Annotated in this window: 23 protein-coding genes; 21 read left to right on the top strand and 2 right to left on the bottom strand. The window is 70.0% G+C overall.

Annotation, left to right across the window (positions count from 1 at the left end):
• The first annotated feature begins 2 nt into the window (after positions 1–2).
• The 12 genes from ABZ823_RS08690 (at position 3) to ABZ823_RS08745 (ending at position 12,410) form a co-directional block, all read left to right on the top strand.
• Positions 3–548, top strand: coding sequence for a hypothetical protein (locus tag ABZ823_RS08690; RefSeq protein WP_361655618.1), 546 nt, complete (start codon positions 3–5; stop codon positions 546–548).
• 135 nt (positions 549–683) lie between these two features.
• A complete protein-coding gene (gene pdxS, locus ABZ823_RS08695; RefSeq protein ID WP_361655621.1) occupies positions 684–1,595 on the top strand; it encodes a pyridoxal 5'-phosphate synthase lyase subunit PdxS in 912 nt (303 codons plus the stop codon).
• Positions 1,596–1,645: 50 nt separating this feature from the next.
• Positions 1,646–2,254, top strand: a complete 609-nt coding sequence (gene pdxT, locus ABZ823_RS08700; protein ID WP_361655623.1) for a pyridoxal 5'-phosphate synthase glutaminase subunit PdxT — start codon at positions 1,646–1,648, stop codon at positions 2,252–2,254.
• Between the two features lie 48 nt (positions 2,255–2,302).
• Positions 2,303–3,055, top strand: coding sequence for a YebC/PmpR family DNA-binding transcriptional regulator (locus ABZ823_RS08705; RefSeq protein ID WP_361655626.1), 753 nt, complete (start codon positions 2,303–2,305; stop codon positions 3,053–3,055).
• 145 nt (positions 3,056–3,200) lie between these two features.
• Positions 3,201–3,731, top strand: a complete 531-nt coding sequence (gene ruvC / locus ABZ823_RS08710) for a crossover junction endodeoxyribonuclease RuvC (protein ID WP_361655629.1) — start codon at positions 3,201–3,203, stop codon at positions 3,729–3,731.
• Entirely contained in the window at positions 3,728–4,333 is a 606-nt protein-coding gene (ruvA, locus tag ABZ823_RS08715; RefSeq protein ID WP_361655632.1) for a Holliday junction branch migration protein RuvA, read from the top strand. The genes ruvC and ruvA overlap by 4 nt, the downstream gene beginning before the upstream one ends.
• Positions 4,334–4,370: 37 nt before the next feature.
• Positions 4,371–5,441: a Holliday junction branch migration DNA helicase RuvB gene (gene ruvB, locus ABZ823_RS08720; RefSeq protein WP_361655634.1), complete on the top strand. Its 1,071-nt coding sequence runs from the start codon at positions 4,371–4,373 to the stop codon at positions 5,439–5,441.
• Between the two features lie 162 nt (positions 5,442–5,603).
• The gene (gene yajC, locus ABZ823_RS08725) at positions 5,604–6,089 is read left to right on the top strand and encodes a preprotein translocase subunit YajC (protein ID WP_361655637.1); all 486 of its coding nucleotides are present in this window, start codon (positions 5,604–5,606) and stop codon (positions 6,087–6,089) included.
• Between the two features lie 141 nt (positions 6,090–6,230).
• On the top strand, positions 6,231–8,033 hold the full coding sequence (gene secD / locus ABZ823_RS08730; RefSeq protein ID WP_361655639.1) for a protein translocase subunit SecD: 1,803 nt from the start codon (positions 6,231–6,233) through the stop codon (positions 8,031–8,033).
• Between the two features lie 3 nt (positions 8,034–8,036).
• Positions 8,037–9,137, top strand: coding sequence for a protein translocase subunit SecF (secF, locus tag ABZ823_RS08735; RefSeq protein ID WP_361655642.1), 1,101 nt, complete (start codon positions 8,037–8,039; stop codon positions 9,135–9,137).
• Complete coding sequence (locus ABZ823_RS08740) at positions 9,134–9,682, top strand: adenine phosphoribosyltransferase (RefSeq protein ID WP_361655645.1); 549 nt, start codon at positions 9,134–9,136, stop codon at positions 9,680–9,682. Before secF ends, ABZ823_RS08740 begins: the two co-directional genes overlap by 4 nt.
• Before the next feature lie 205 nt (positions 9,683–9,887).
• Complete coding sequence (locus tag ABZ823_RS08745) at positions 9,888–12,410, top strand: bifunctional (p)ppGpp synthetase/guanosine-3',5'-bis(diphosphate) 3'-pyrophosphohydrolase (protein ID WP_361655648.1); 2,523 nt, start codon at positions 9,888–9,890, stop codon at positions 12,408–12,410.
• Positions 12,411–12,492: 82 nt separating this feature from the next.
• On the opposite strand, the gene ABZ823_RS08750 is transcribed toward ABZ823_RS08745, so the two are convergent.
• Complete coding sequence (locus ABZ823_RS08750; RefSeq protein ID WP_361655651.1) at positions 12,493–13,722, bottom strand: DUF349 domain-containing protein; 1,230 nt, start codon at positions 13,720–13,722, stop codon at positions 12,493–12,495.
• A 135-nt stretch (positions 13,723–13,857) separates the two neighbouring features.
• Positions 13,858–14,688 (bottom strand): peptidylprolyl isomerase, encoded by an 831-nt coding sequence (locus tag ABZ823_RS08755; protein WP_361655654.1) that lies wholly within the window; start codon positions 14,686–14,688, stop codon positions 13,858–13,860.
• Positions 14,689–14,857: 169 nt separating this feature from the next.
• Here ABZ823_RS08755 and ABZ823_RS08760 point away from each other — a divergent pair, with 169 nt between their 5' ends.
• The 9 genes from ABZ823_RS08760 (at position 14,858) to ruvX (ending at position 24,459) form a co-directional block, all read left to right on the top strand.
• Entirely contained in the window at positions 14,858–15,568 is a 711-nt protein-coding gene (locus ABZ823_RS08760) for an MBL fold metallo-hydrolase (RefSeq protein WP_361655657.1), read from the top strand.
• A gap of 10 nt (positions 15,569–15,578) precedes the next feature.
• A complete protein-coding gene (gene hisS, locus ABZ823_RS08765) occupies positions 15,579–16,841 on the top strand; it encodes a histidine--tRNA ligase (RefSeq protein WP_361655660.1) in 1,263 nt (420 codons plus the stop codon).
• A gap of 313 nt (positions 16,842–17,154) precedes the next feature.
• A complete protein-coding gene (locus ABZ823_RS08770; protein WP_361655663.1) occupies positions 17,155–17,811 on the top strand; it encodes a vitamin K epoxide reductase family protein in 657 nt (218 codons plus the stop codon).
• Between the two features lie 67 nt (positions 17,812–17,878).
• The gene (locus ABZ823_RS08775) at positions 17,879–19,234 is read left to right on the top strand and encodes a replication-associated recombination protein A (protein WP_361655666.1); all 1,356 of its coding nucleotides are present in this window, start codon (positions 17,879–17,881) and stop codon (positions 19,232–19,234) included.
• Between the two features lie 346 nt (positions 19,235–19,580).
• On the top strand, positions 19,581–20,195 hold the full coding sequence (rpsD, locus tag ABZ823_RS08780) for a 30S ribosomal protein S4 (protein WP_361655669.1): 615 nt from the start codon (positions 19,581–19,583) through the stop codon (positions 20,193–20,195).
• A gap of 291 nt (positions 20,196–20,486) precedes the next feature.
• On the top strand, positions 20,487–20,954 hold the full coding sequence (locus tag ABZ823_RS08785; RefSeq protein ID WP_361655671.1) for a DUF948 domain-containing protein: 468 nt from the start codon (positions 20,487–20,489) through the stop codon (positions 20,952–20,954).
• A gap of 7 nt (positions 20,955–20,961) precedes the next feature.
• Positions 20,962–21,309: a hypothetical protein gene (locus ABZ823_RS08790; RefSeq protein WP_361655674.1), complete on the top strand. Its 348-nt coding sequence runs from the start codon at positions 20,962–20,964 to the stop codon at positions 21,307–21,309.
• Positions 21,309–23,981, top strand: coding sequence for an alanine--tRNA ligase (gene alaS, locus ABZ823_RS08795; RefSeq protein WP_361655677.1), 2,673 nt, complete (start codon positions 21,309–21,311; stop codon positions 23,979–23,981). The genes ABZ823_RS08790 and alaS overlap by 1 nt, the downstream gene beginning before the upstream one ends.
• A 13-nt stretch (positions 23,982–23,994) precedes the next feature.
• Complete coding sequence (ruvX, locus tag ABZ823_RS08800) at positions 23,995–24,459, top strand: Holliday junction resolvase RuvX (protein WP_361655680.1); 465 nt, start codon at positions 23,995–23,997, stop codon at positions 24,457–24,459.
• Positions 24,460–24,572 lie beyond the last annotated feature (113 nt).

The following is a 24,572-nucleotide window of genomic DNA, read 5'->3' on the forward strand; positions in this document are numbered from 1 at the left end:
CCGTGACCGCAACCCTCATCTGGATCCTTGTCGCCCTGGTCGCGATCGGCCTCTACCTGAGCTGGACCGCGGGCCGCCTCGACCGGCTGCACTCCCGTATCGACGCGACCCGAGCCGCGCTCGACGCCCAGTTGCTGCGCCGGGCCTCCGTCGCCCAGGAGCTGGCGACCTCGGGCGTGCTCGATCCGGCCGCGTCGATCGTTCTGTACGAGGCCGCGCACGCGGCCCGGCAGGCGGAGGAGGAGCAGCGGGAGGTCGCCGAGAGCGAACTCAGCCAGGCGCTGCGGGCCGTCTTCGGCGAGGCGCCGCAGGTGGAGGCGGTGCGGGAGGCCCCCGGTGGCGAGACGGCTGCCCGTGAGCTGACCGAGGCCGTGCGCCGGGTGCCGATGGCCCGCAGGTTCCACAACGACGCCGTACGCGCGGCCCGGGCGCTGCGCCGCCACCGCAAGGTGCGCTGGTTCCGTCTGGCCGGCCACGCCCCCTTCCCGCTGGCCTTCGAGATGGACGACGAGCCGCCGTCGGCACTGACGGACCGGTCGGCGGGGTGAGCCACGGGGGCGGTGCGGACCGTGCCGTCTCCCAAAACGATCCACCGCCTCCCCATTGGCCCTTGCCGTGGCCTGTTCACCTCGCGTTCACTCGGTCCAGCAGAAATCCGCCTTTCCCCGAGTGAGGTCGAACCCGTGTCCAGCACGCTCTCCACCCCCCAGACCCCCGAGACCGGCACCGCCCGCGTCAAACGCGGCATGGCCGAGCAGCTCAAGGGCGGCGTGATCATGGACGTCGTCACGCCGGAGCAGGCGAAGATCGCCGAGGACGCGGGCGCAGTCGCCGTCATGGCCCTGGAGCGGGTCCCGGCCGACATCCGCAAGGACGGCGGGGTCGCCCGCATGTCCGACCCGGACATGATCGAGGGCATCATCGACGCCGTGTCCATCCCGGTCATGGCCAAGTCCCGGATCGGCCACTTCGTCGAGGCGCAGGTACTCCAGTCCCTCGGCGTCGACTACATCGACGAGTCCGAGGTCCTCACCCCGGCCGACGAGGTCAACCACTCCGACAAGTGGGCCTTCACCACGCCGTTCGTCTGCGGCGCCACCAACCTGGGCGAGGCCCTGCGCCGTATCGCCGAGGGCGCCGCCATGATCCGCTCCAAGGGCGAGGCCGGCACCGGCAACGTGGTCGAGGCGGTGCGCCACCTGCGCCAGATCAAGAACGAGATCGCCAAGCTGCGCGGCTTCGACAACCACGAGCTGTACGCCGCCGCGAAGGAGCTGCGCGCCCCGTACGAGCTGGTCAAGGAGGTCGCCGAGCTCGGCAAGCTCCCGGTCGTGCTGTTCTCCGCCGGCGGTGTGGCCACCCCCGCCGACGCCGCGCTGATGCGCCAGCTCGGCGCCGAGGGCGTATTCGTCGGGTCCGGCATCTTCAAGTCCGGTGACCCGGCCAAGCGCGCCGCCGCCATCGTGAAGGCCACCACCTTCTACGACGACCCCAAGATCATCGCGGACGCGTCCCGCAACCTCGGCGAGGCCATGGTCGGCATCAACTGCGACGTCCTCCCCGAGAGCGAGCGCTACGCCAACCGCGGCTGGTAAGACGCACCCCCCGCGGGACACCGCACGACCCCACCGAGGACACCACGTACATGACCGACGTACCCGTCATCGGCGTCCTGGCCCTCCAGGGCGACGTACGGGAGCACCTCATCGCCCTGGCCGCGGCCGACGCCGTGGCCAGGCCGGTGCGGCGCCCCGAAGAGCTTGCCGTGATCGACGGCCTCGTCATCCCCGGCGGCGAGTCCACCACCATCTCCAAGCTGGCCGTCCTCTTCGGAGTGATGGAACCCCTCCGCGCGCGCGTGCGCGACGGCATGCCGGTCTACGGCACCTGCGCGGGCCTGATCATGCTCGCCGACAAGATCCTCGACCCGCGCTCCGGCCAGGAGACCATCGGCGGCATCGACATGATCGTGCGCCGCAACGCCTTCGGACGGCAGAACGAGTCGTTCGAGGCGGCGGTCGACGTCGACGGCATCGAGGGCGATCCTGTAGAGGGCGTCTTCATCCGGGCCCCCTGGGTCGAGTCCGTGGGCGCCGAGGCCGAGGTGCTCGCCGAGCACGACGGTCACATCGTGGCCGTACGCCAGGGCAACGCGCTGGCCACGTCGTTCCACCCGGAGCTGACGGGCGACCACCGCATCCACGCCCTGTTCGTCGACATGGTGCGGGCCAACCGGGCACCGGAGTCCTTGTAGGATCTCTGGCGTTCATACAGAGACGGGTTACGCGAAGGAGACAGGCAGATGTCCGGCCACTCTAAATGGGCCACGACGAAGCACAAGAAGGCCGTCATCGACGCCAAGCGCGGCAAGCTCTTCGCGAAGCTGATCAAGAACATCGAGGTCGCGGCCCGGACCGGAGGCGCGGACCCCGAGGGTAACCCGACTCTCTACGACGCCATCCAGAAGGCCAAGAAGCAGTCGGTTCCGAACAAGAACATCGACTCGGCGGTCAAGCGCGGCGCGGGCCTGGAGGCCGGCGGCGCCGACTACGAGACGATCATGTATGAGGGCTACGGTCCGAACGGTGTCGCGGTGCTCATCGAGTGCCTCACCGACAACCGCAACCGCGCCGCCTCCGACGTCCGTGTCGCCATGACCCGCAATGGCGGCTCCATGGCCGATCCGGGCTCCGTGTCGTACCTGTTCAACCGCAAGGGCGTCGTTATCGTCCCCAAGGGCGAGCTCACCGAGGATGACGTCCTGGGTGCCGTGCTCGACGCGGGTGCCGAGGAGGTCAACGACCTCGGTGAGTCCTTCGAGGTGATCAGCGAGGCCACCGACATGGTCGCGGTCCGCACCGCCCTCCAGGAAGCCGGGATCGACTACGACTCCGCCGAGGCCAACTTCGTGCCGACCATGCAGGTCCAGCTCGACGAAGAGGGCGCCAAGAAGATCTTCAAGCTGATCGACGCCCTCGAGGACAGCGACGACGTGCAGAACGTCTTCGCCAACTTCGACGTCAGCGACGAGATCATGGAGCAGGTCGGCGCATAGCGCTGCCGCGAAACGACCGGGCCGACGGGACACCTCCCGTCGGCCCGTCGCTTTGCCGGTCGTTGTCGGTGGCAGCCGATAGCCTGCACAAACCGGGGGTAGCCGGCCCGGCGGTGGCCGGGGGAGAGCGAAGGGAGGCACGGGGGTGCGCGTACTGGGGGTGGACCCGGGGCTGACCCGGTGCGGGGTCGGTGTCGTCGAGGGCGTGCCCGGGCGACCGCTGACCATGCTCGGCGTCGGCGTCGTCCGTACGCCCGTGGACGCCGACCTGGGCCGCCGTCTCGTGGCCGTCGAAGAGGGCATCGAGCAGTGGCTGGACGCCCACCGGCCGGAATTCGTCGCCGTGGAGCGCGTCTTCAGCCAGCACAACGTGCGTACGGTCATGGGCACCGCCCAGGCCAGCGCCGTCGCCATGCTCTGCGCCGCCCGCCGCGGCATCCCCGTCGCCCTGCACACCCCCAGCGAGGTCAAGGCCGCCGTCACCGGCACCGGACGCGCCGACAAGGCGCAGGTCGGCGCCATGGTCACCCGGCTGCTCCGGCTGGACGCGCCCCCCAGGCCCGCCGACGCCGCGGACGCCCTCGCCCTCGCCATATGCCACATCTGGCGCGCCCCCGCCCAGAACCGACTCCAGCAGGCCGTCGCCCTGCACGCCTCGAAAGGCCGTAACGCATGATCGCCTTCGTCAGCGGCCCGGTCGCCGCCCTCGCCCCGGACTCCGCCGTGGTCGAGGTGGGCGGCATCGGCCTCGCCGTCCAGTGCACGCCGAACACCCTCTCCGGACTCCGGGTCGGCCGGGACACCAAGCTCGCCACATCCCTGGTCGTCAGGGAGGACTCGCTGACGCTGTACGGCTTCGCGGACGACGACGAGCGCCAGGTCTTCGAGCTGCTGCAGACCGCGAGCGGTGTCGGCCCGCGCCTGGCCCAGTCGATGCTGGCCGTCCACACCCCGGACGCCCTGCGCCGCGCCGTGGCGACCGGCGACGAGAAGGCCCTCACGGCCGTGCCGGGCATCGGGAAGAAGGGTGCCCAGAAGCTGCTGCTGGAGCTGAAGGACCGCCTGGGCGCGCCGACCGGCGCCCCCGCGGTCGGCGCGCCCGTCACCGCCGGCTGGCGCGACCAGTTGCACGCCGCCCTGATCGGCCTCGGGTACGCGACCCGGGAGGCGGACGAGGCCGTGGCCGCCGTCACCCCGCAGGCCGAAGCCGCCCAGGGCATCCCCCAGGTGGGCGCGCTCCTGAAGGCCGCCCTGCAGACCCTGAACCGCGCCCGCTGAACCACCCGCGCCCCCACGAGACCCCGAGGCACACTCCATGAACTGGGACGACACGACCGACACCCCCGCCTCCGAGCGGCTGGTGGGCTCTGTCGCCGACCGTGAGGACCAGGCCGTCGAGGCCGCCCTGCGCCCCAAGGACCTGGACGAGTTCATCGGCCAGGAGAGGGTCCGCGAGCAGCTCGACCTCGTGCTGCGCGCGGCACGCGCCCGCGGTGCCACCGCCGACCACGTACTCCTGTCCGGCGCTCCCGGCCTGGGCAAGACCACCCTCTCGATGATCATCGCGGCCGAGATGGGGGCCCCGATCCGCATCACCAGCGGCCCCGCCATCCAGCACGCGGGTGACCTCGCCGCGATCCTCTCCTCCCTCCAGGAGGGCGAGGTCCTCTTCCTCGACGAGATCCACCGCATGTCCCGGCCCGCCGAGGAGATGCTCTACATGGCGATGGAGGACTTCCGGGTCGACGTGATCGTCGGCAAGGGCCCCGGCGCCACGGCCATTCCCCTGGAACTGCCTCCGTTCACCCTGGTCGGCGCCACCACGCGCGCGGGTCTGCTGCCGCCCCCGCTGCGCGACCGCTTCGGCTTCACCGCGCACATGGAGTTCTACGAACCCGCCGAGCTGGAGCGCGTCATCCACCGCTCGGCGAGCCTGCTCGACGTCGAGATCCACTCCGACGGCGCGGCGGAGATCGCCGGGCGCTCCCGCGGCACGCCCCGTATCGCCAACCGGCTGCTGCGCCGCGTACGTGACTATGCGCAGGTCAAGGCCGATGGAGTGATCACCCGCGAGATCGCCTCGGCAGCGCTCGGCGTGTACGAGGTGGACGCACGGGGCCTCGACCGCCTCGACCGGGCCGTCCTGGAGGCTCTCCTCAAGCTGTTCGGCGGTGGCCCGGTCGGGCTTTCCACGCTGGCTGTCGCGGTGGGGGAGGAACGTGAGACCGTGGAGGAGGTCGCCGAGCCTTTCCTGGTCAGAGAGGGTCTCCTCGCGCGCACCCCGCGCGGGCGCGTGGCCACGCCGGCCGCCTGGGCCCACCTCGGCCTCACCGCCCCGCACGGCGCGACCGGGGGAAACGGACAACAGGACCTGTTCGGGGCGTGACGGCGCGGTACTCGCCCGGGCAGGAACCCGGGTGCCATGCTGGGCGTTGTTCCATGTGCGCGGACTCGCTTAGACTCCGCCGATGCCGCCCTTGCGGGCGGTGCCGACCACCCCCATCCACCAGGCCGCCGATCCGCGGTCGTGCGAAGGAAATCCCGTCCCGTGAATACCTTGACCCTTCTCCCGTTCATTGTGCTCATCGCGGCCATGTTCCTGATGACGCGCTCGGCCAAGAAGAAGCAGCAGCAGGCCGTGAACATGCGGAATCAGATGCAGCCCGGCTCCGGCGTCCGCACGATCGGGGGCATGTACGCGACGGTCAAGGAGGTCAACGAGGACACGGTCCTCCTTGACGCCGGCCCGGGCGTGGACCTGCTCTTCGCGAAGAACGCGATCGGCGCCGTCCTCACCGACGACGAGTACAACCGCATCGTCCACGGCATCGAGCACGACCTGAAGGCCGACGGCTCCGTGGTGCCGGACGACGCCTCCTCCCTCACGGAGACGGACGAGCCCGCAGACGCCTCCGCCGACAAGGCCGTCGACCTCGGCAAGAAGGACGCGGACGACGTGGCCGACGAGACGCCCGGCGCGAAGGCCGACGCAGCAGAGCCGAAGAAGACCGACGGCGAGTCCGAAGCGAAGTAGTCACGCCCCGGGAGCACGGCGCGCAGCGCTCGCGCCGTGTTTGGCCCGGGACGTGTCGTTCCCGCACGGAGTCCCGACACCATGTCATGGCCGCCCGCGCGCCCGTCCGGCGCCGGGCGGCCCGAGAGGGAGTACGAGAAGGTGGCAGCACCGAAGAAGGGCCGGAGCGCGAGCGCCCAGAGCAAGCCAGGGCGCTCGCTGGCCCTCATCCTGATCGCCATCGCGGCGCTCACCGGGGGAATGTTCGCCTCCGGAAACACCACTCCGCGTCTCGGCATCGACCTCGCCGGCGGCACGAGCATCACGCTGACGGCGGTCAACGAACCCGGTCAGCCCAATGCGATCAACAAGACCAACATGGACACCGCGGTCGACATCATGAACCGCCGTGTCAACGGTCTTGGCGTCTCCGAGGCGGAGGTCCAGACCCAGGGCGATCGCAACATCATCGTCAACATCCCCCGGGGCATGAACTCCAAGGAGGCCCGGGACCAGGTCGGCACCACCGCGAAGCTCTACTTCCGTCCGGTCCTGCAACGCGAGGCGTCCGGCGCCGCCACCCCGGCCAGTCCGAGCGCCAGCCCGAGCACGGGCGGCAGCGCCAAGCCGAGCGCGTCGAGCAGCGCCAAGGCGGGCGGCACGGGCAAGCCGACGTCCGGCTCCACTGCCACCCCGACGGTCTCCTCCACCACGCAGGGCCGCCCCCTCACCGACGCGCTGAAGGCCGGATCCGCCACGCCGTCGGCGACCGGATCCGCCACCCCCTCCGCGACCGGTTCCGCGTCCGCCAAGGCCTCCGCCAGCCCCTCGCCGTCCGTGAGCGGCGGCTCCGGCGACGCGAGCAAGCTCCAGGCTCAGTACGCCGCCCTCGACTGCAGCAAGCCCGAGCAGCGCGCCACCGCGGGCAAGGGCGCCAAGCCCGGCGAGACCACCGTCGCCTGCGGCAAGGACGGCAACGTCTGGAACAAGTTCATCCTCGGCCCGGTCGCGGTCGACGGCACAGAGGTCAAGAAGGCCCAGGCCGTCTTCGACACCCAGGGCGCCGCCGGCTGGCAGGTCCAGATGACCTTCAATTCCACCGGCTCGAAGAAGTTCGCCGACGTCACCAGCCGACTGTCCAAGAACACCACCCCGCAGAACGAGTTCGCGATCGTCCTCGACGACGAGGTCGTCTCCCACCCCTACGTCCAGACGGCGATCACCGGTGGCAACGCGGAGATCTCCGGCAGCTTCACCCAGACCGAGGCCCAGAGCCTGTCCAACATGCTGTCCTACGGCGCGCTTCCGCTCACCTTCAAGGAGTCGAGCGTGACCACGGTGACCGCGGCGCTCGGCGGCGAGCAGCTGCAGGCCGGTCTCATCGCCGGGGCCATCGGCCTGGCGCTGGTCGTGATCTACCTGGTCGTCTACTACCGCGGTCTGTCGCTCGTGGCCGTCGCCTCCCTCCTGGTGTCCGCGTCCCTCACGTACGTGCTCATGGCGCTGCTCGGCCCCACGATCCACTTCGCGCTGAACCTGCCCGCCGTGTGCGGTGCCATCGTCGCGATCGGCATCACCGCGGACTCCTTCATCGTGTTCTTCGAACGCATCCGGGACGAGATCCGCGAGGGCCGCTCGCTCCGGCCCGCCGTCGAGCGTGCCTGGCCGCGTGCCCGGCGGACCATCCTGGTCTCCGACTTCGTGTCGTTCCTGGCCGCCGCGGTGCTGTTCATCGTCACCGTCGGCAAGGTCCAGGGCTTCGCGTTCACGCTCGGTCTGACCACGGTCCTGGACGTGGTCGTCGTCTTCTTCTTCACCAAGCCGCTGATGACGATCCTCGCCCGCCGCACGTTCTTCGCGAGCGGCCACAGCTGGTCCGGGCTGGACCCCAAGCGCCTCGGTGCCAAGCCGCCCCTGCGGCGCACCCGTCGTCCCTCCGCCCCCGTCGACCCGAAGGAGGCGTGAGAGATGTCGAAGCTCGGCAACCTCGGCGCCCGGCTCCACCGAGGCGAGGTCGGTTACGACTTCGTCGGCAACCGCAAGATCTGGTACGGCATCTCGATCCTGATCACCATCACGGCCATCCTGGGCCTGACGGTGCGCGGCCTGAACATGGGCATCGAGTTCCAGGGCGGAGCGATCTTCACCACCCCGAAGACGAGCGTCTCGGTGGCCCAGGCCGAGACCTACGCTCAGGACGCCTCCGGCCACATCGCCGTCGTGCAGAAGCTCGGCACGGGCGGCCTGCGCATCCAGGTCGCGGGTATCGACACCGACAAGTCCGACCAGATCAAGGACACGCTGGCCAAGGACCTGAAGGTCGGCTCCGAGCAGATCAACGCCGACCTGGTCGGCCCCAGCTGGGGCGAGCAGATCGCCGGCAAGGCCTGGCAGGGCCTGGCGATCTTCATGGTGCTCGTGGTGATCTACCTGGCGATCGCCTTCGAATGGCGCATGGCGCTCGCGGCCCTCGTCGCGCTGATCCACGACATCACCATCACGACCGGTATCTACGCCCTCGTCGGCTTCGAGGTGACGCCCGGCACGGTGATCGGTCTGCTGACGATCCTCGGTTACTCGCTCTACGACACGGTCGTCGTCTTCGACAGCCTCAAGGAGCAGACGAAGGACCTCACCAAGCAGACCCGCTGGACCTACAGCGACATCGCCAACCGCTCGATCAACAGCACCCTGGTCCGCTCCATCAACACCACCGTGGTGGCGCTGCTGCCGGTCGCGGGCCTGCTGTTCATCGGCGGCGGCTTCCTCGGCGCGGGCACGCTCAACGACATCTCGCTGTCGCTGTTCGTCGGCCTCGCGGCCGGTGCCTACTCGTCGATCTTCATCGCCACGCCGCTCGTCGCCGACCTCAAGGAGCGCGAGCCGCAGATGAAGGCCCTCAGGAAGCGGGTCCTGGCCAAGCGCACCCAGGCCGCCGCCGAGGACGGGTTCGTCGAGGCGCCGAACGGCGAGGAGCCGCAGGACGCGACGCCCGCGGTCGTCGGCCAGCGTCACCAGCCAGCGTCCCGTGGCCGCGGCCGCGGCCGACCCTCAGGAAAGCGTCGATGACCGACACAACCGACATAAAGGCACTTCTGCTCAGTCACATCCGTGATGTACCGGACCACCCGGAGCCGGGCGTGATGTTCAAGGACATCACGCCGCTCCTCGCGGACCCGGGGGCCTTCACCGCGCTCACGGACGCACTGACGGACCTCGTCGTACGGCATCGCGCGACGAAGATCGTCGGACTGGAGGCCCGCGGGTTCATCCTCGGCGCCCCGGTCGCCGTCCGCGCCGGCGTCGGATTCATCCCCGTCCGCAAGGCGGGCAAGCTCCCCGGAGCCACCCTGCGCCAGGCCTACGACCTGGAGTACGGCTCCGCCGAGATCGAGGTGCACGCCGAGGACCTCTCCGCGACCGACCGCGTCATGGTCGTCGACGACGTCCTCGCCACGGGCGGCACCGCCGAAGCCTCCCTCCAGCTGATCCGCCGGGCGGGAGCGGAGGTCGCCGGGGTGTCCGTCCTCATGGAGCTGGGCTTCCTGGGCGGCCGTGCCCGTCTGCAGCCGGCCCTCGACGGTGCGCCGCTGGAGGCGCTGCTTCAGGTCTGAGACCCGTGCGGGTCACCCCCGCGCAAGGCCGCGGAAGACCGCCGTACACCGCGAGGCGGGCCCGGAGGAATCCGGTGCCCGCCTCGTGCGTTCCTTCAGTAGCAGGCCGTCCGTGCGGCCTGAGGGGGAGCCCGGAGCCCGGGATCGCTACCATGGGGTCTCCGGAGCCTGACCGGGGGACCCGGATCGCGCACGAGGAGCCCTCTTGCCAGACGAGGCCCAGCACCTGACCGCCGCAAAGGCCGACGCGTCGTCGAAGGCCGCGGCCCAGTCCGCGCGCTCAGCGAAGGACGCCCCGCACGGGCCGGTCGAGCACGCCCAGTCCGCGCCCGTCGAGTCGGCCGCCGAGCGGCCGCGCCCCAAGCCGGCCCCCGCCGAGCGCACCTCCGCGGTCCGTCCCGCTCCGGCCCCGTCCGCCCGCTCAGGCTCCTCCAACCGCGTGCGCGCCCGCCTCGCTCGCCTCGGCGTGCAGCGCGCCAACCCGTACAACCCGGTCCTGGAGCCGCTGCTGCGGATAGTGCGCAGCAACGACCCGAAGATCGAGAACGCCACGCTCCGCCAGATCGAGAGCGCCTACCAGGTGGCCGAGCGCTGGCACCGCGGTCAGAAACGCAAGAGCGGCGACCCGTACATCACGCACCCGCTCGCGGTGACCACGATCCTCGCCGAGCTGGGCATGGACCCGGCCACCCTGATGGCGGGCCTGCTGCACGACACCGTCGAGGACACCGAGTACGGCCTGGACCAGCTGCGCCGTGACTTCGGCGACACCGTCGCCCTGCTCGTGGACGGCGTCACGAAACTCGACAAGGTCAAGTTCGGCGAGGCCGCCCAGGCCGAGACCGTGCGCAAGATGGTCGTGGCCATGGCCAAGGACCCCCGTGTCCTGGTCATCAAGCTGGCCGACCGCCTGCACAACATGCGCACCATGCGCTACCTCAAGCGCGAGAAGCAGGAGAAGAAGGCGCGGGAGACGCTTGAGATCTACGCGCCGCTCGCCCACCGCCTGGGCATGAACACCATCAAGTGGGAGCTGGAGGACCTCGCCTTCGCGATCCTCTATCCCAAGATGTACGACGAGATCGTCCGCCTGGTCGCCGAGCGCGCGCCCAAGCGCGACGAGTACCTGGCGATAGTGACCGACGAGGTCCAGGCCGACCTGCGTTCCGCCCGCATCAAGGCGACTGTCACCGGCCGCCCCAAGCACTACTACAGCGTCTACCAGAAGATGATCGTCCGCGGCCGTGACTTCGCGGAGATCTACGACCTGGTGGGCATCCGTGTCCTCGTCGACACGGTCCGTGACTGCTATGCGGCGCTGGGCACGGTCCACGCCCGCTGGAACCCGGTTCCGGGGCGGTTCAAGGACTACATCGCGATGCCCAAGTTCAACATGTACCAGTCGCTGCACACGACGGTGATCGGCCCCAACGGCAAGCCCGTCGAACTCCAGATCCGCACGTTCGACATGCACCGCCGCGCCGAGTACGGCATCGCCGCGCACTGGAAGTACAAGCAGGAGGCCGTCGCGGGCGCCTCCAAGGTCCGTACGGACGCGCCTCGTTCCAACGCCAAGGACAAGGACGCCGTCAACGACATGGCGTGGCTGCGCCAGTTGCTCGACTGGCAGAAGGAGACCGAGGACCCGAGCGAGTTCCTCGAGTCCCTGCGCTTCGACCTGTCGCGCAACGAGGTCTTCGTGTTCACCCCGAAGGGCGATGTCATAGCGCTGCCGGCCGGGGCCACCCCCGTGGACTTCGCGTACGCGGTGCACACGGAGGTCGGCCACCGGACCATCGGCGCGCGGGTCAACGGCCGCCTGGTACCGCTGGAATCCACTCTCGACAACGGCGACCTGGTGGAGGTCTTCACCTCCAAGGCGCCGGGCGCGGGCCCGTCCCGCGACTGGCTCGGCTTCGTGAAGTCGCCGCGCGCCCGCAACAAGATCCGGGCGTGGTTCTCCAAGGAGCGGCGCGACGAGGCGATCGAGCAGGGCAAGGACGCCATCGCGCGGGCGATGCGCAAGCAGAATCTGCCGATCCAGCGGATCCTGACCGGCGACTCGCTCGTGACCCTCGCCCACGAGATGCGCTACCCCGACATCTCCTCGCTGTACGCGGCCATCGGTGAGGGCCATGTCGCCGCGCAGAACGTCGTGCAGAAGCTGGTGCAGGCGCTCGGTGGTGAAGAGGCGGCCACCGAGGAGATCGACGAGGCCGTCCCGCCGACCCGGAGCCGCGGGCGCAAGCGGCGCCGCAGCCAGGACCCGGGTGTGGTGGTCAAGGGCGTCGAGGACGTCTGGGTCAAACTGGCCCGCTGTTGTACGCCGGTCCCCGGCGACCCCATCATCGGCTTCGTCACCCGCGGCAGCGGCGTATCGGTTCACCGCACGGACTGCGTGAACGTCGAGTCACTGTCGCGCGAGCCCGAGCGCATCCTCGACGTGGAATGGGCCCCCACCCAGTCGTCCGTGTTCCTCGTCGCGATCCAGGTGGAGGCGCTGGACCGCTCGCGGCTGCTCTCCGACGTGACCCGGGTCCTGTCCGACCAGCACGTCAACATCCTCTCGGCCGCGGTGCAGACGTCGCGTGACCGGGTCGCCACCTCCCGCTTCACCTTCGAGATGGGCGATCCGAAGCACCTGGGCCACGTCCTGAAGGCCGTACGGGGCGTCGAGGGCGTGTACGACGTGTACCGCGTGACCTCGGCCCGCAGGCCGTCGGACTGACCGGCCCGGTCCCGCACACGGAGAAGGGGGCTCCCGTACGCACCGTACGGGAGCCCCCTTCGCGAGACAGGGTCAGCCGTTCTCAGCCGCCGAACTCCTGCAGACCCTTCAGGGCCTGGTCCAGGAGCGCCTGACGGCCCTCCAGCTCCCTCTCCAGCTTCTCGGCCTTCGCGTTGTTGCCCGCGGCCCGGGCCTGCTCGATCTGGCCCCTCAGCTTGTCGACGGCCGCCTGAAGCTGGCCGGTCAGGCCCTCGGCACGGGCAAGGGCCTCAGGGTTCGTACGGCGCCACTCGGCCTCCTCGGCCTCCTGGATGGCCCGCTCGACCGTGTGCATGCGGCCCTCGACCCGCGCCCGGGCGTCCCGCGGCACATGGCCGATGGCCTCCCAGCGCTCGTTGATCGCGCGGAAGGCGCCGCGGGCACTCCTCAGGTCCGTGACCGGCAGCAGCTTCTCCGCCTCCTCGGCCAGCTCCTCCTTGAGCTTGAGGTTCTCGGCCTGCTCGGCGTCGCGCTCCGCGAAGACCGAGCTGCGGGCGGCGAAGAACACGTCCTGGGCGCCGCGGAAGCGGTTCCACAGATCGTCCTCGTGCTCGCGCTGTGCGCGGCCCGCCGCCTTCCACTCGGCCATCAGCTCGCGGTAGCGCGCCGCCGTCGGACCCCAGTCCGTCGAGGCCGAGAGCGCCTCGGCCTCGGCGACCAGCCTCTCCTTGGTCTTGCGGGCCTCCTCGCGCTGCGTGTCGAGCTGCGCGAAGTGGGCCTTGCGGCGCTTGGAGAACGCCGACCGGGCATGCGAGAAGCGGTGCCACAGCTCGTCGTCCGACTTCCGGTCGAGCCGCGGCAGCCCCTTCCAGGTGTCCACCAGCGCCCGCAGCCGCTCACCGGCCGCCCTCCACTGATCGGACTGGGCCAGCTCCTCCGCCTCGGCGACCAGCGCCTCCTTGGACTTGCGTGCCTCGTCGGACTGCCGGGCCCGCTGCGCCTTGCGCTCCTCACGGCGAGCCTCGACCGTCCCCAGGAGCTTGTCCAGACGGGTCCGCAGCGCCTCCAGGTCGCCGACCGCGTGGTGCGCGTCCACCTGCTCCCGCAGATGACCGATCGCGGCCTGGGCGTCCTTCGCCGACAGGTCGGTGGTCTGCACTCGCTTCTCGAGGAGGCCGATCTCGACCACCAGGCCCTCGTACTTGCGCTCGAAGTAGGCCAGCGCCTCCTCGGGGGAGCCGGCCTGCCAGGAACCGACGACCTGCTCACCGTCGGCCGTACGCACGTACACGGTCCCCGTCTCGTCGACGCGGCCCCACGGGTCGCTGCTCACAGCGCCTCCTCCACATGATGCCCGCCAGAGGCCTCAGCGCCCCCGGGCATCGTCCACAGTTTCGTCACCGCCAACATAGGCGACCGGCGGGGCGGCTGTCCGCATCCCGCGCGACCGAAATTCCGCAGTTGACGGTCAGGATTTCGTCACCGTCGCCTTGTTGACCACAACAGTTGCGTTCGGTGCGGTATTGCCCGTGGTGGGGTCCGCCGGCTGGGCACCGGCGGACGCGATCTTCTTCAGGACCTTCATGCCCGCCGCGTCCACGGTGCCGAACGGTGTGTAACTCGGCGGCAACGGACTGTCCTGGTACACCAGGAAGAACTGGCTGCCGCCGGTGTGCTTCTGCGACTTGTTCGCCATGGCGACCGTCCCCGCCGGATACACGCTCCCCTTGAGGCTCTTGTCCTTGAGGTTCTCGTCCGGGATGGTGTAGCCGGGGCCGCCGGTGCCGGTGCCCTGGGGGTCTCCGCACTGCAACACGTAGATGCCCTCGGCGGTGAGCCGGTGGCACTTGGTGTGGTCGAAGTAGCCCTTGCCCGCGAGGAAGTTGAACGAGTTCACGGTGTGCGGGGCCGCCGCCGTCTTCAGCGCGATACCGATGTCACCGCACGTGGTCGCCAGCTTCATCGTGTACGTCGCCGACGTGTCGATGGTCATCGCCGGCTCCTTCTTCCAGCTCAGCGGCTTGACCGCGCCCTTGGCGGGCTTCGCGCAGGGATCCGGCGCCTTGCTGGGTGCGGAGGCGCTCGGGGACACATCCGCGCTCGCGTTCGCCTTCTTGTCGTCGCCCTTGAAGACCCCGGCGGTGTAGGACACCACGCTGCCCACCAGCACCACTCCCAGGACGGCACCGACCACCGCATTGCGTGCGCGTGACTTGCGCCGTGCCTCCGTACGCCGCTGCTGCTGCCGCAAGAACTTCTCCCGGGCGAGCTGCCGCCGCCGCTGTTCCTGGCTGACCACGGGGTTGTCTCCTCATGCGTCTCGTAACGCCGACCGGTACGCGTGCGTCTGGTGTGTCTTCCGCTTGCGTGTGCCCCGTACCGTATATGGGTTCGCTGAGGAATCGGCAGCGCCGGTAGGCTCTGACCGCGAAACAGTCACTCTCCGTACGACACACTTAAGGACGATCGTGCTGATTGCCGGGTTCCCCGCAGGGGCCTGGGGGACCAACTGTTACCTGGTCGCCCCCGCAGCGGGTGAGGAGTGCGTGATCATCGACCCGGGCCACGAGGCCGCCGGACAGGTCGAGGAGACGCTCCGGAAGCATCGGCTCAAGCCCGTCGCGGTCGTCCTCACCCACGGTCACATCGACCACGTGGCCTCGGTCGTCCCGGTCTGCGGCGCGCACGACGTGCCGGCCTGGATCCACCCCGAGGACCGGTACATGATGAGCGACCCGGAGAAGGCGCTCGGGCGCTCCATCGGGATGCCGCTGATGGGTGAGCTCACCGTGGGGGAGCCCGACGACGTCAAGGAGCTGGCCGACGGTGCGAGGCTCGAGCTGGCCGGTCTGGAGCTGTCCGTCGCGCACGCGCCCGGCCATACCAAGGGGTCGGTGACCTTCCGGCTGCCCGAGGCGGCGGACATCCCGCCCATCCTGTTCTCGGGCGACCTGCTGTTCGCCGGCTCCATCGGACGCACCGACCTGCCCGGCGGTGACACGGCCGAGATGCTCGACTCGCTGGCCCGCGTGTGCCTGCCGCTCGACGACTCGACCGTGGTGCTGTCCGGCCACGGCCCCCAGACGACCATCGGCCAGGAGCGCGCCACCAACCCGTATCTGCGGCAGGTGGCCGCCGGCCCGGGAGCGGATGTGGACGCTCCCCGACGAGGAATGTGACGAGACCTCCGTGAGCACCTTCAAGGCCCCCAAGGGCACGTACGACCTGATCCCGCCGGACTCCGCCAAGTACCTCGCGGTGCGCGAGGCCATCGCCGCCCCGCTGCGCGCCTCCGGCTACGGCTACATCGAGACACCCGGCTTCGAGAACGTGGAACTGTTCGCGCGCGGCGTCGGCGAGTCCACCGACATCGTCACGAAGGAGATGTACGCCTTCGAGACCAAGGGCGGCGACAAGCTCGCCCTGCGCCCCGAGGGCACGGCCTCCGTGCTGCGCGCCGCCCTGGAGGCCAACCTCCACAAGACCGGCAACCTCCCGGTCAAGCTCTGGTACTCGGGCTCTTACTACCGCTACGAACGCCCGCAGAAGGGCCGTTACCGCCACTTCTCCCAGGTGGGCGCCGAGGCGATCGGTGCCGAGGACCCGGCCCTGGACGCCGAGCTGATCATCCTGGCCGACCAGGCCTACCGCTCGCTCGGCCTGCGCGACTTCCGCATCCTGCTCAACAGCCTGGGCGACAAGGAGTGCCGCCCGGTCTACCGCGCCGCGCTCCAGGACTTCCTGCGCGGCCTGGACCTGGACGAGGACACGCGCCGCCGCGTCGATATCAACCCGCTGCGGGTCCTCGACGACAAGCGCGAGTCGGTCCAGAAGCAGCTGACGGGCGCCCCTCTGCTGCGCGACTACCTGTGCGACGCGTGCAAGGCGTACCACGAGGAGGTCCGCGAACTGATCACGGCGGCGGGCGTGTCCTTCGAGGACGACCCGAAGCTGGTGCGCGGCCTGGACTACTACACCCGGACCACCTTCGAGTTCGTCCACGACGGTCTGGGTTCCCAGTCCGCGGTGGGCGGCGGCGGACGCTACGACGGCCTCTCGGAGATGATCGGCGGCCCCGCGCTGCCGTCCGTGGGCTGGGCGCTGGGCGTCGACCGCACGGTACTCGCGCTGGAGGCCGAGGGCATCGAGCTCCAACTGCCCGAGTCCACCAGCGTGTTCGCGGTCCCGCTGGGCGAGGAGGCCCGCCGGATCCTGTTCGCCAAGGTCACGGAGCTGCGCAAGCTCGGTGTCGCGGCGGACTTCGCGTACGGCGGCAAGGGCCTGAAGGGCGCCATGAAGAACGCCAACCGAAGCGGCGCCCGCTACACGATCGTCGCGGGCGAACGCGATCTCGCCGAGGGTGTCGTCCAGCTCAAGGACATGGAGTCCGGAGAGCAGACGGCGATCGGCGTGAACGAGATCGTGGCGGAGCTGGAGTCCCGACTGGGCTGAGCCGGCCGGGGGCGGGCCACGGCGGCTCGCCCCCGTCAGGCGTGACACCGGCGCCCGGGAGCCCCCCGATCCGGTCACGCGCGTCCGGCGCCGCCGCGCTCGCGCCCGTCAACCGCGCCCACGCCGATTCGTCCCGCCGTGCGAAAGCAGGGGGGCCACGGATGTGGCCCTGGCCACGAGCCTGGCCTGAACCGAACGTTCCGGGACCAGCGTGCGTACGTCCTTGTACACAGCGAACGGTGGGCACCCGCGGGCGTGCGGCACAATGACCACTGTCCGCAGGTCCATTCCCTCAAGCATCGGAATCGGCGTGATGAGCAAGACGACAGTCAAGGACGTCTCCACCGGGTCCACCGAGCCGGAAAGCGTGGATGCCTCCCGGGCGGCGGGCGGCGGTCTGGCGTTCGCCCTGCTGCTCGTGATCACCGGTGCGGCCGGTCTGCTCGCCGCGTGGGTCATCACGATCGACAAGTTCAAGATCCTCGAGGGCAAGGTGAGCGGCAAGACGTTCACCCCCAGTTGCAGCATCAACCCGATCATCTCCTGCGGCAGCGTCATGGAGAGCAAGCAGGCCGCCGCCTTCGGCTTCCCCAACCCGATGCTCGGCCTCGTCTGCTACGGCATCGTCATCTGCGTCGGCGTGAGCCTGCTCGCTCGCGCCCGCTTCCCCCGCTGGTACTGGCTGACCTTCAACGTCGGCACGCTCTTCGGCGTGGCCTTCTGCACCTGGCTGCAGTTCCAGTCGCTGTACCGGATCAACGCCCTGTGCCTGTGGTGCTCGCTGGCCTGGGTCGCCACGAGCGTCATGTTCTGGTACGTGACCTCGTTCAACGTCCGCAACGACTTCCTGCCCGCGCCGCGCCCCGTGAAGAACTTCCTCGGTGAGTTCACCTGGGTGCTTCCCGTCACCCACGTCGGCATCATCGCCATGCTGATCCTGACCCGGTGGGGCAGCCAGCTCTGGGCCTGACGGGGAGCCGCCCGGCTGCCGCCCCGGGCCCGGGGGCATTGTCAGTGGCGTGACATAGGGTTTCAGCGTGGAGCCCGACCTGTTCACCGCCGCAGCAGAAGAACGCCAGGAGAAGGACCCGGCCGCAAGCCCCCTGGCGGTCCGTATGCGCCCGCGCACCCTCGACGAGGTGGTGGGCCAGCAGCACCTGCTCAAGCCGGGGTCCCCGCTGCGCAGACTGGTCGGCGAGGGCAACGGCGGGCCCGCCGGACCCTCCTCGGTCATCCTCTGGGGTCCGCCCGGCACCGGCAAGACGACCCTGGCGTATGTCGTCTCGAAGGCGACCAACAAGCGGTTCGTGGAGCTGTCGGCGATCACCGCGGGTGTCAAGGAGGTCCGCGCGGTCATCGACGGCGCCCGCCGCGCCACCGGCGGCTTCGGCAAGGAGACCGTCCTCTTCCTCGACGAGATCCACCGCTTCAGCAAGGCCCAGCAGGACTCCCTCCTGCCGGCCGTCGAGAACCGCTGGGTCACCCTCATCGCGGCGACCACGGAGAACCCGTACTTCTCGGTGATCTCCCCGCTCCTGTCCCGGTCCCTGCTGCTCACGCTCGAACCGCTCACGGACGACGACGTACGCGGCCTGCTGCGCAGGGCCCTGAGCGACGAGCGGGGCCTCGCCGGCGCCGTCGCCCTGCCCGAGGACACCGAGGACCATCTGCTGCGGATCGCCGGCGGCGACGCCCGCCGCGCCCTGACGGCCTTGGAGGCCGCCGCGGGCGCCGCCCTCGACAAGGGCGAGACGGAGATCGGCCTCACGACGCTGGAGGAGACGGTCGACCGCGCCGCCGTGAAGTACGACCGGGACGGCGACCAGCACTACGACGTGGCGAGTGCCCTCATCAAGTCCATCCGCGGCTCCGACGTGGACGCGGCCCTGCACTACCTGGCCCGCATGATCGAAGCCGGTGAGGACCCCCGGTTCATCGCCCGCCGCCTGATGATCTCCGCCAGCGAGGACATCGGCCTCGCCGACCCGAACGCGCTGCCGATCGCCGTCGCCGCCGCCCAGGCCGTGGCCATGATCGGCTTCCCGGAGGCCGCCCTGACCCTCAGCCACGCCACCATCGCCCTCGCGCTCGCCCCCAAGTCCAACTCGGCGACCACGGCGATCGGCGCGGCCATGGCGGACGTCCGGGCAGGCCTGGCCGGACCCGTGCCCCCGCATCTGCGCGACGGGCACTACAAGGGCGCGGCCAAGCTCGGCCACGCCCAGGGGTATGTGTACCCGCACGACCTGCCGGAGGGGATCGCCGCCCAGCAGTACGCCCCGGACGCGCTCAAGGACCGCGAGTACTACAGCCCGACCCGGCACGGCGCCGAGGCGCGGTACGCGGACGCCGTGGAGTGGACCCGCAAGCATCTGCGTCGAAAGCAGCCGTAGCCACCCTGTAGACTTGCTCGAAGCGCTGAGTCCCGTGTCCGGAACCTCAGAAATGAGAGGCCGGCGCCACCAGAGCGGGACAACCAGCCGGAACCCCACCGCCGTACGGCACGGGGATCCAGGAGCGTCGCGCACCGTCGAACGGTGTCGCGGGCAGCCCACCACCTCCCGGCACTCCCCGGGACCGGTCGGTGGGCCTCTCGCGTGCTGCACGTATGTGCCCAGACCAGGGGAGCGGCTGCCCGGCAGGTCCCACGCGGACCCGCAGGGTTTCCCCGGCTGCGGATGCGACCTCCCCTAACCCTGGTGAAGCCGATTCCATACAGAAACACGAGGTGTTTGGTTCATGGCGAACCAGTCCCGCCCCAAGGTCAAGAAGTCGCGTGCCCTCGGCATCGCGCTGACCCCGAAGGCCGTCAAGTACTTCGAGGCCCGCCCCTACCCGCCGGGCGAGCACGGCCGCGGCCGCAAGCAGAACTCGGACTACAAGGTCCGTCTGCTGGAGAAGCAGCGTCTGCGCGCGCAGTACGACATCTCCGAGCGCCAGCTGGTGCGCGCCTACGACCGTGCCTCCAAGGTCCAGGGCAAGACCGGTGAGGCCCTGATCGTCGAGCTGGAGCGCCGTCTCGACGCGCTGGTCCTGCGTTCGGGCATCGCCCGCACGATCTACCAGGCCCGCCAGATGGTCGTCCACGGCCACATCGAGGTCAACGGCCAGAAGGTCGACAAGCCGTCGTTCCGCGTCCGTCCCGACGACGTCGTGATGGTCCGCGAGCGCAGCCGTGAGAAGGCGCTCTTCCAGGTCGCCCGCGAGGGTGGCTTCGCCCCCGACGGCGAGACCCCGCGCTACCTCCAGGTGAACCTCAAGGCCCTGGCGTTCCGCCTGGACCGTGAGCCGAACCGCAAGGAGATCCCGGTGATCTGCGACGAGCAGCTCGTCGTCGAGTACTACGCCCGTTGATCCCTTTCCGGCGGACGTAGCACCCCAGCGCATCGGCCCGTCGTCCCCCGCCCCTCAGGGCGGTCGGGGCGGCGGGCCGACGCATGTCCGGGCCGAACCCTTCGGCGAGGCCCGGGAATGGACGTGGTGGACGCGAACGTGCACGTGGCGTGTGCGGGCCCCGTGTGCCCACGGTGTGCACCCCCCGCGCACTCCGCTGCGCTCGGCCTCTAATCCGGTACGGACCGACCGCCCCGGCGCGATAGGCTCGGGGGGCGACTTTTCGATGTTCAGGCACGTTCCAGGGAGCGGGTGCACACGGTGTCCGGTGGAGAGGTGGCCGGGATTCTGGTGGCTGTCTTCTGGGCGATCCTGGTCTCCTTCCTCGCCGTCGCGCTGGCGAGGCTGGCCCAGACGCTCAAGGCGACCACCAAGCTGGTGGCGGACGTGACCGACCAGGCCGTCCCGCTGCTGTCCGACGCCTCCGCGGCGGTGCGCTCGGCGCAGACCCAGATCGACCGGGTCGACGCGATCGCCTCGGACGTCCAGGAGGTCACGTCGAACGCCTCGGCGCTGTCGACGACCGTCGCCTCCACCTTCGGCGGTCCCTTGGTCAAGGTCGCGGCGTTCGGCTACGGCGTGCGCCGGGCCATCGCCGGCCGTCGAGAGAACGTGCCTGCCAAGGCACCCCGGCGTACCGTGATCGTGGGCCGCACCGTCCCGTCTCCGCGACGGGGGAAGCGGAACAACCGGGGAAACAACCGGGAAGAGGGGCTCTGACCGAGCGATGTTCCGCCGTACGTTCTGGTTCACCACCGGTGTCGCCGCCGGTGTGTGGGCCACCACCAAGGTCAACCGCAAGCTGAGGCAGCTGACCCCCGAAAGCCTGGCCGCGCAGGCGGCGAACAAGGCGATCGAGGCGGGTCACCGGCTCAAGGACCGCGCGTTGGACTTCGCGCTCGATGTCCGGGCCGGCATGGCACAGCGGGAGGCGGAACTCGGCGACGCGCTCGGTACGAACGCGCCCGTCGACCCCCTCCCGGCACCCCGGCGGCACGCCGCCATCGAGAACCGCAGCAACCCGAAGTACGTCGAGACCACGACGCACTCGCACAACCGGAATGAGGACCACTGATGGAGTCGGCTGAAATCCGCCGCCGCTGGTTGAGCTTCTTCGAGGAGCGCGGTCACACCGTCGTCCCTTCGGCGTCGCTCATCGCGGACGACCCGACTCTGCTCCTCGTCCCGGCCGGCATGGTGCCCTTCAAGCCCTACTTCCTGGGCGAGGTCAAGCCGCCCTTCCCGCGCGCCACCAGCGTGCAGAAGTGCGTGCGCACGCCCGACATCGAAGAGGTCGGCAAGACCACGCGCCACGGCACGTTCTTCCAGATGTGCGGCAACTTCTCCTTCGGCGACTACTTCAAGGAAGGCGCCATCAAGCTCGCCTGGGAGCTGCTCACCGCGCCCCAGGACAAGGGCGGTTACGGCCTCGACCCCGAGCGTCTGTGGATCACCGTCTACAAGGACGACGACGAGGCCGAGCAGATCTGGCGTGACGTCATCGGTGTCCCCGCCGAGCGCATCCAGCGCCTGGGCATGAAGGACAACTTCTGGTCCATGGGCGTCCCCGGCCCGTGCGGCCCCTGTTCCGAGATCAACTACGACCGCGGCCCGGAGTTCGGCGTCGAGGGCGGCCCCGCCGTCAACGACGAGCGGTACGTGGAGATCTGGAACCTCGTCTTCATGCAGTACGAGCGGGGCGAGGGCACCGGCAAGGACAACTTCGAGATCCTCGGCGACCTGCCGAGCAAGAACATCGACACGGGCCTGGGCCTCGAGCGCCTCGCCATGATTCTGCAGGACGTGCAGAACATGTACGAGATCGACACCTCCATGGCCGTGATCAAGAAGGCCACGGAGCTGACCGGTGTCGCCTACGGCGACGCCCACGCCTCGGACGTCTCCCTGCGTGTGGTCACCGACCACATGCGCACCGCCACCATGCTGATCGGTGACGGCGTGACCCCCGGCAACGAGGGCCGCGGCTACGTCCTGCGCCGCATCATGCGCCGCGCCATCCGCAACATGCGCCTGCTCGGCGCCACCGGGCCGGTCGTCAAGGACCTGATCGACACGGTGATCGAGATGATGGGCCAGCAGTACCCCGAGCTGGTCACCGACCGGGAGCGGATCGAGAAGGTCGCCCTCGCCGAGGAGGCCGCCTTCCTCAAGACGCTGAAGGCCGGCACCAACATCCTCGACACCGCCGTGACCGAGACCAAGGCCGCCGGTGGCACGACCCTGTCCGGCGACAAGGCCTTCCTGCTCCACGACACCTGGGGCTTCCCGATCGACCTCACCCTCGAGATGGCCGCCGAGCAGGGACTCTCGGTGGACGAGGAGGGCTTCCGCCGCCTGATGAAGGAGCAGCGGGAGCGCGCCAAGGCCGACGCCCAGTCCAAGAAGACCGGCCACGCCGACCTCGGCGCCTACCGTGAGATCGCCGACAGCGCCGGTGCCACCGACTTCATCGGGTACACGGACACCGAGGCCGAGTCCACGGTCGTCGGCATCCTCGTCGACGGCGTCTCCTCGCCGGCCGCCACCGAGGGCGACGAGATCGAGATCGTCCTCGACCGCACCCCGTTCTACGCCGAGGGGGGCGGCCAGATCGGCGACACCGGCCGTATCAGGACCGACTCCGGTGCCGTCATCGAGGTCCGCGACACCCAGAAGCCGGTCCCGGGTGTGTATGTGCACAAGGGCGTCGTCCAGGTCGGCGAGGTCACCGTCGGCGCCAAGGCCCAGGCCTCGATCGACTCCCGCCGCCGCAAGGCCATCGCCCGCGCCCACTCGGCCACGCACCTCACCCACCAGGCCCTGCGCGACGCCCTCGGCCCGACGGCCGCCCAGGCCGGTTCCGAGAACCAGCCCGGCCGCTTCCGCTTCGACTTCGGCTCCCCGTCGGCCGTCCCGACGACCGTGATGAGCGATGTCGAGCAGAAGATCAACGAGGTGCTCGCCCGCGACCTCGACGTGCACGCCGAGATCATGGGGATCGATGAGGCCAAGAAGCAGGGCGCCATCGCCGAGTTCGGCGAGAAGTACGGCCAGCGCGTCCGCGTCGTGACCATCGGCGACTTCTCCAAGGAGCTGTGCGGCGGCACGCATGTGCACAACACCGCCCAGCTGGGTCTGGTGAAGCTGCTCGGCGAGTCCTCGATCGGCTCCGGTGTCCGCCGTATCGAGGCGCTGGTCGGCGTCGACGCCTACAACTTCCTGGCCCGGGAGCACACGGTCGTCAACCAGCTCACCGAGCTGCTCAAGGGCCGTCCGGAGGAACTGCCGGAGAAGGTCGCCGGAATGCTCGGCAAGCTGAAGGACGCCGAGAAGGAGATCGAGAAGTTCCGCGCCGAGAAGGTGCTGCAGGCCGCCGCCGGGCTCGCCGAGTCCGCCAGGGACGTCCACGGGATCGCCGTCGTCACGGGGCAGGTCCCGGACGGCACCACCCCCGACGACCTGCGCAAGCTGGTTCTCGACGTGCGCGGCCGCATCCGGGGCGGACGGGCCGCGGTGGTCGCCCTGTTCACCGTGAACAACGGCAAGCCGCTCACGGTCATCGCCACCAACGACGCCGCCCGCGAGCGCGGACTGAAGGCCGGCGAGCTGGTCCGTACGGCCGCCAAGACCCTCGGAGGCGGCGGGGGCGGCAAGCCCGACGTCGCCCAGGGCGGCGGCCAGAACGCGGCCGCGATCGGTGACGCCGTCGAGGCCGTCGAGCGCCTGGTCGCCGAGACCGCCAAGTAGGACGGCCGCGCGCATGAGAAGAGGACGCCGACTCGCGATCGACGTCGGTGACGCCCGTATCGGGGTCGCCTCCTGCGACCCCGACGGGATCCTCGCCACCCCGGTGGAGACGGTCCCGGGACGGGACGTTCCGGCGGCCCAGCGCCGGCTGAGGCAACTTGTCGAGGAGTACGAGCCGATCGAGGTCGTCGTCGGCCTGCCTCGCTCCCTCAAGGGGGGCGAGGGCCCGGCCGCCGTCAAGGTCCGCGGCTTCGCCCAGGAACTGGCCCGTGCGATCGCACCCGTGCCGGTGCGCCTCGTGGACGAGCGGATGACGACGGTGACGGCCGGTCAGGGACTGCGAGCCTCCGGTGTGAAGTCCAGGAAGGGCCGGTCCGTGATCGACCAGGCGGCGGCCGTCATCATCCTTCAGCAGGCCCTCGAATCCGAACGGGTGTCAGGTAAAGCACCCGGCGAGGGCGTCGAAGTGGTCATCTGATCGCGATACGGTAACGTTCCGCGCGATGCGAGGGTGTTCGAACAGCCACCGCACAGCAAAGAGGCGGAACGGAAGCTGGGGCACCGGAGCCCGCGACCGCCGCCTCGCGGCTC

This window comes from Streptomyces sp. NPDC047079, assembly GCF_040643755.1.
Lineage (GTDB): Bacteria > Actinomycetota > Actinomycetes > Streptomycetales > Streptomycetaceae > Streptomyces.

Coding starts and splice junctions, on each gene's coding strand:
- ABZ823_RS08790 (WP_361655674.1), top strand. CDS start 20,962: ATGTTCCGCCGTACGTTCTGGTTCACCACCGGTGTCGCCGCCGGTGTG.
- ABZ823_RS08705 (WP_361655626.1), top strand. CDS start 2,303: ATGTCCGGCCACTCTAAATGGGCCACGACGAAGCACAAGAAGGCCGTC.
- ruvB (WP_361655634.1), top strand. CDS start 4,371: ATGAACTGGGACGACACGACCGACACCCCCGCCTCCGAGCGGCTGGTG.
- alaS (WP_361655677.1), top strand. CDS start 21,309: ATGGAGTCGGCTGAAATCCGCCGCCGCTGGTTGAGCTTCTTCGAGGAG.
- pdxT (WP_361655623.1), top strand. CDS start 1,646: ATGACCGACGTACCCGTCATCGGCGTCCTGGCCCTCCAGGGCGACGTA.
- ruvA (WP_361655632.1), top strand. CDS start 3,728: ATGATCGCCTTCGTCAGCGGCCCGGTCGCCGCCCTCGCCCCGGACTCC.
- ABZ823_RS08770 (WP_361655663.1), top strand. CDS start 17,155: ATGAGCAAGACGACAGTCAAGGACGTCTCCACCGGGTCCACCGAGCCG.
- ruvX (WP_361655680.1), top strand. CDS start 23,995: ATGAGAAGAGGACGCCGACTCGCGATCGACGTCGGTGACGCCCGTATC.
- secF (WP_361655642.1), top strand. CDS start 8,037: ATGTCGAAGCTCGGCAACCTCGGCGCCCGGCTCCACCGAGGCGAGGTC.
- rpsD (WP_361655669.1), top strand. CDS start 19,581: ATGGCGAACCAGTCCCGCCCCAAGGTCAAGAAGTCGCGTGCCCTCGGC.
- ABZ823_RS08740 (WP_361655645.1), top strand. CDS start 9,134: ATGACCGACACAACCGACATAAAGGCACTTCTGCTCAGTCACATCCGT.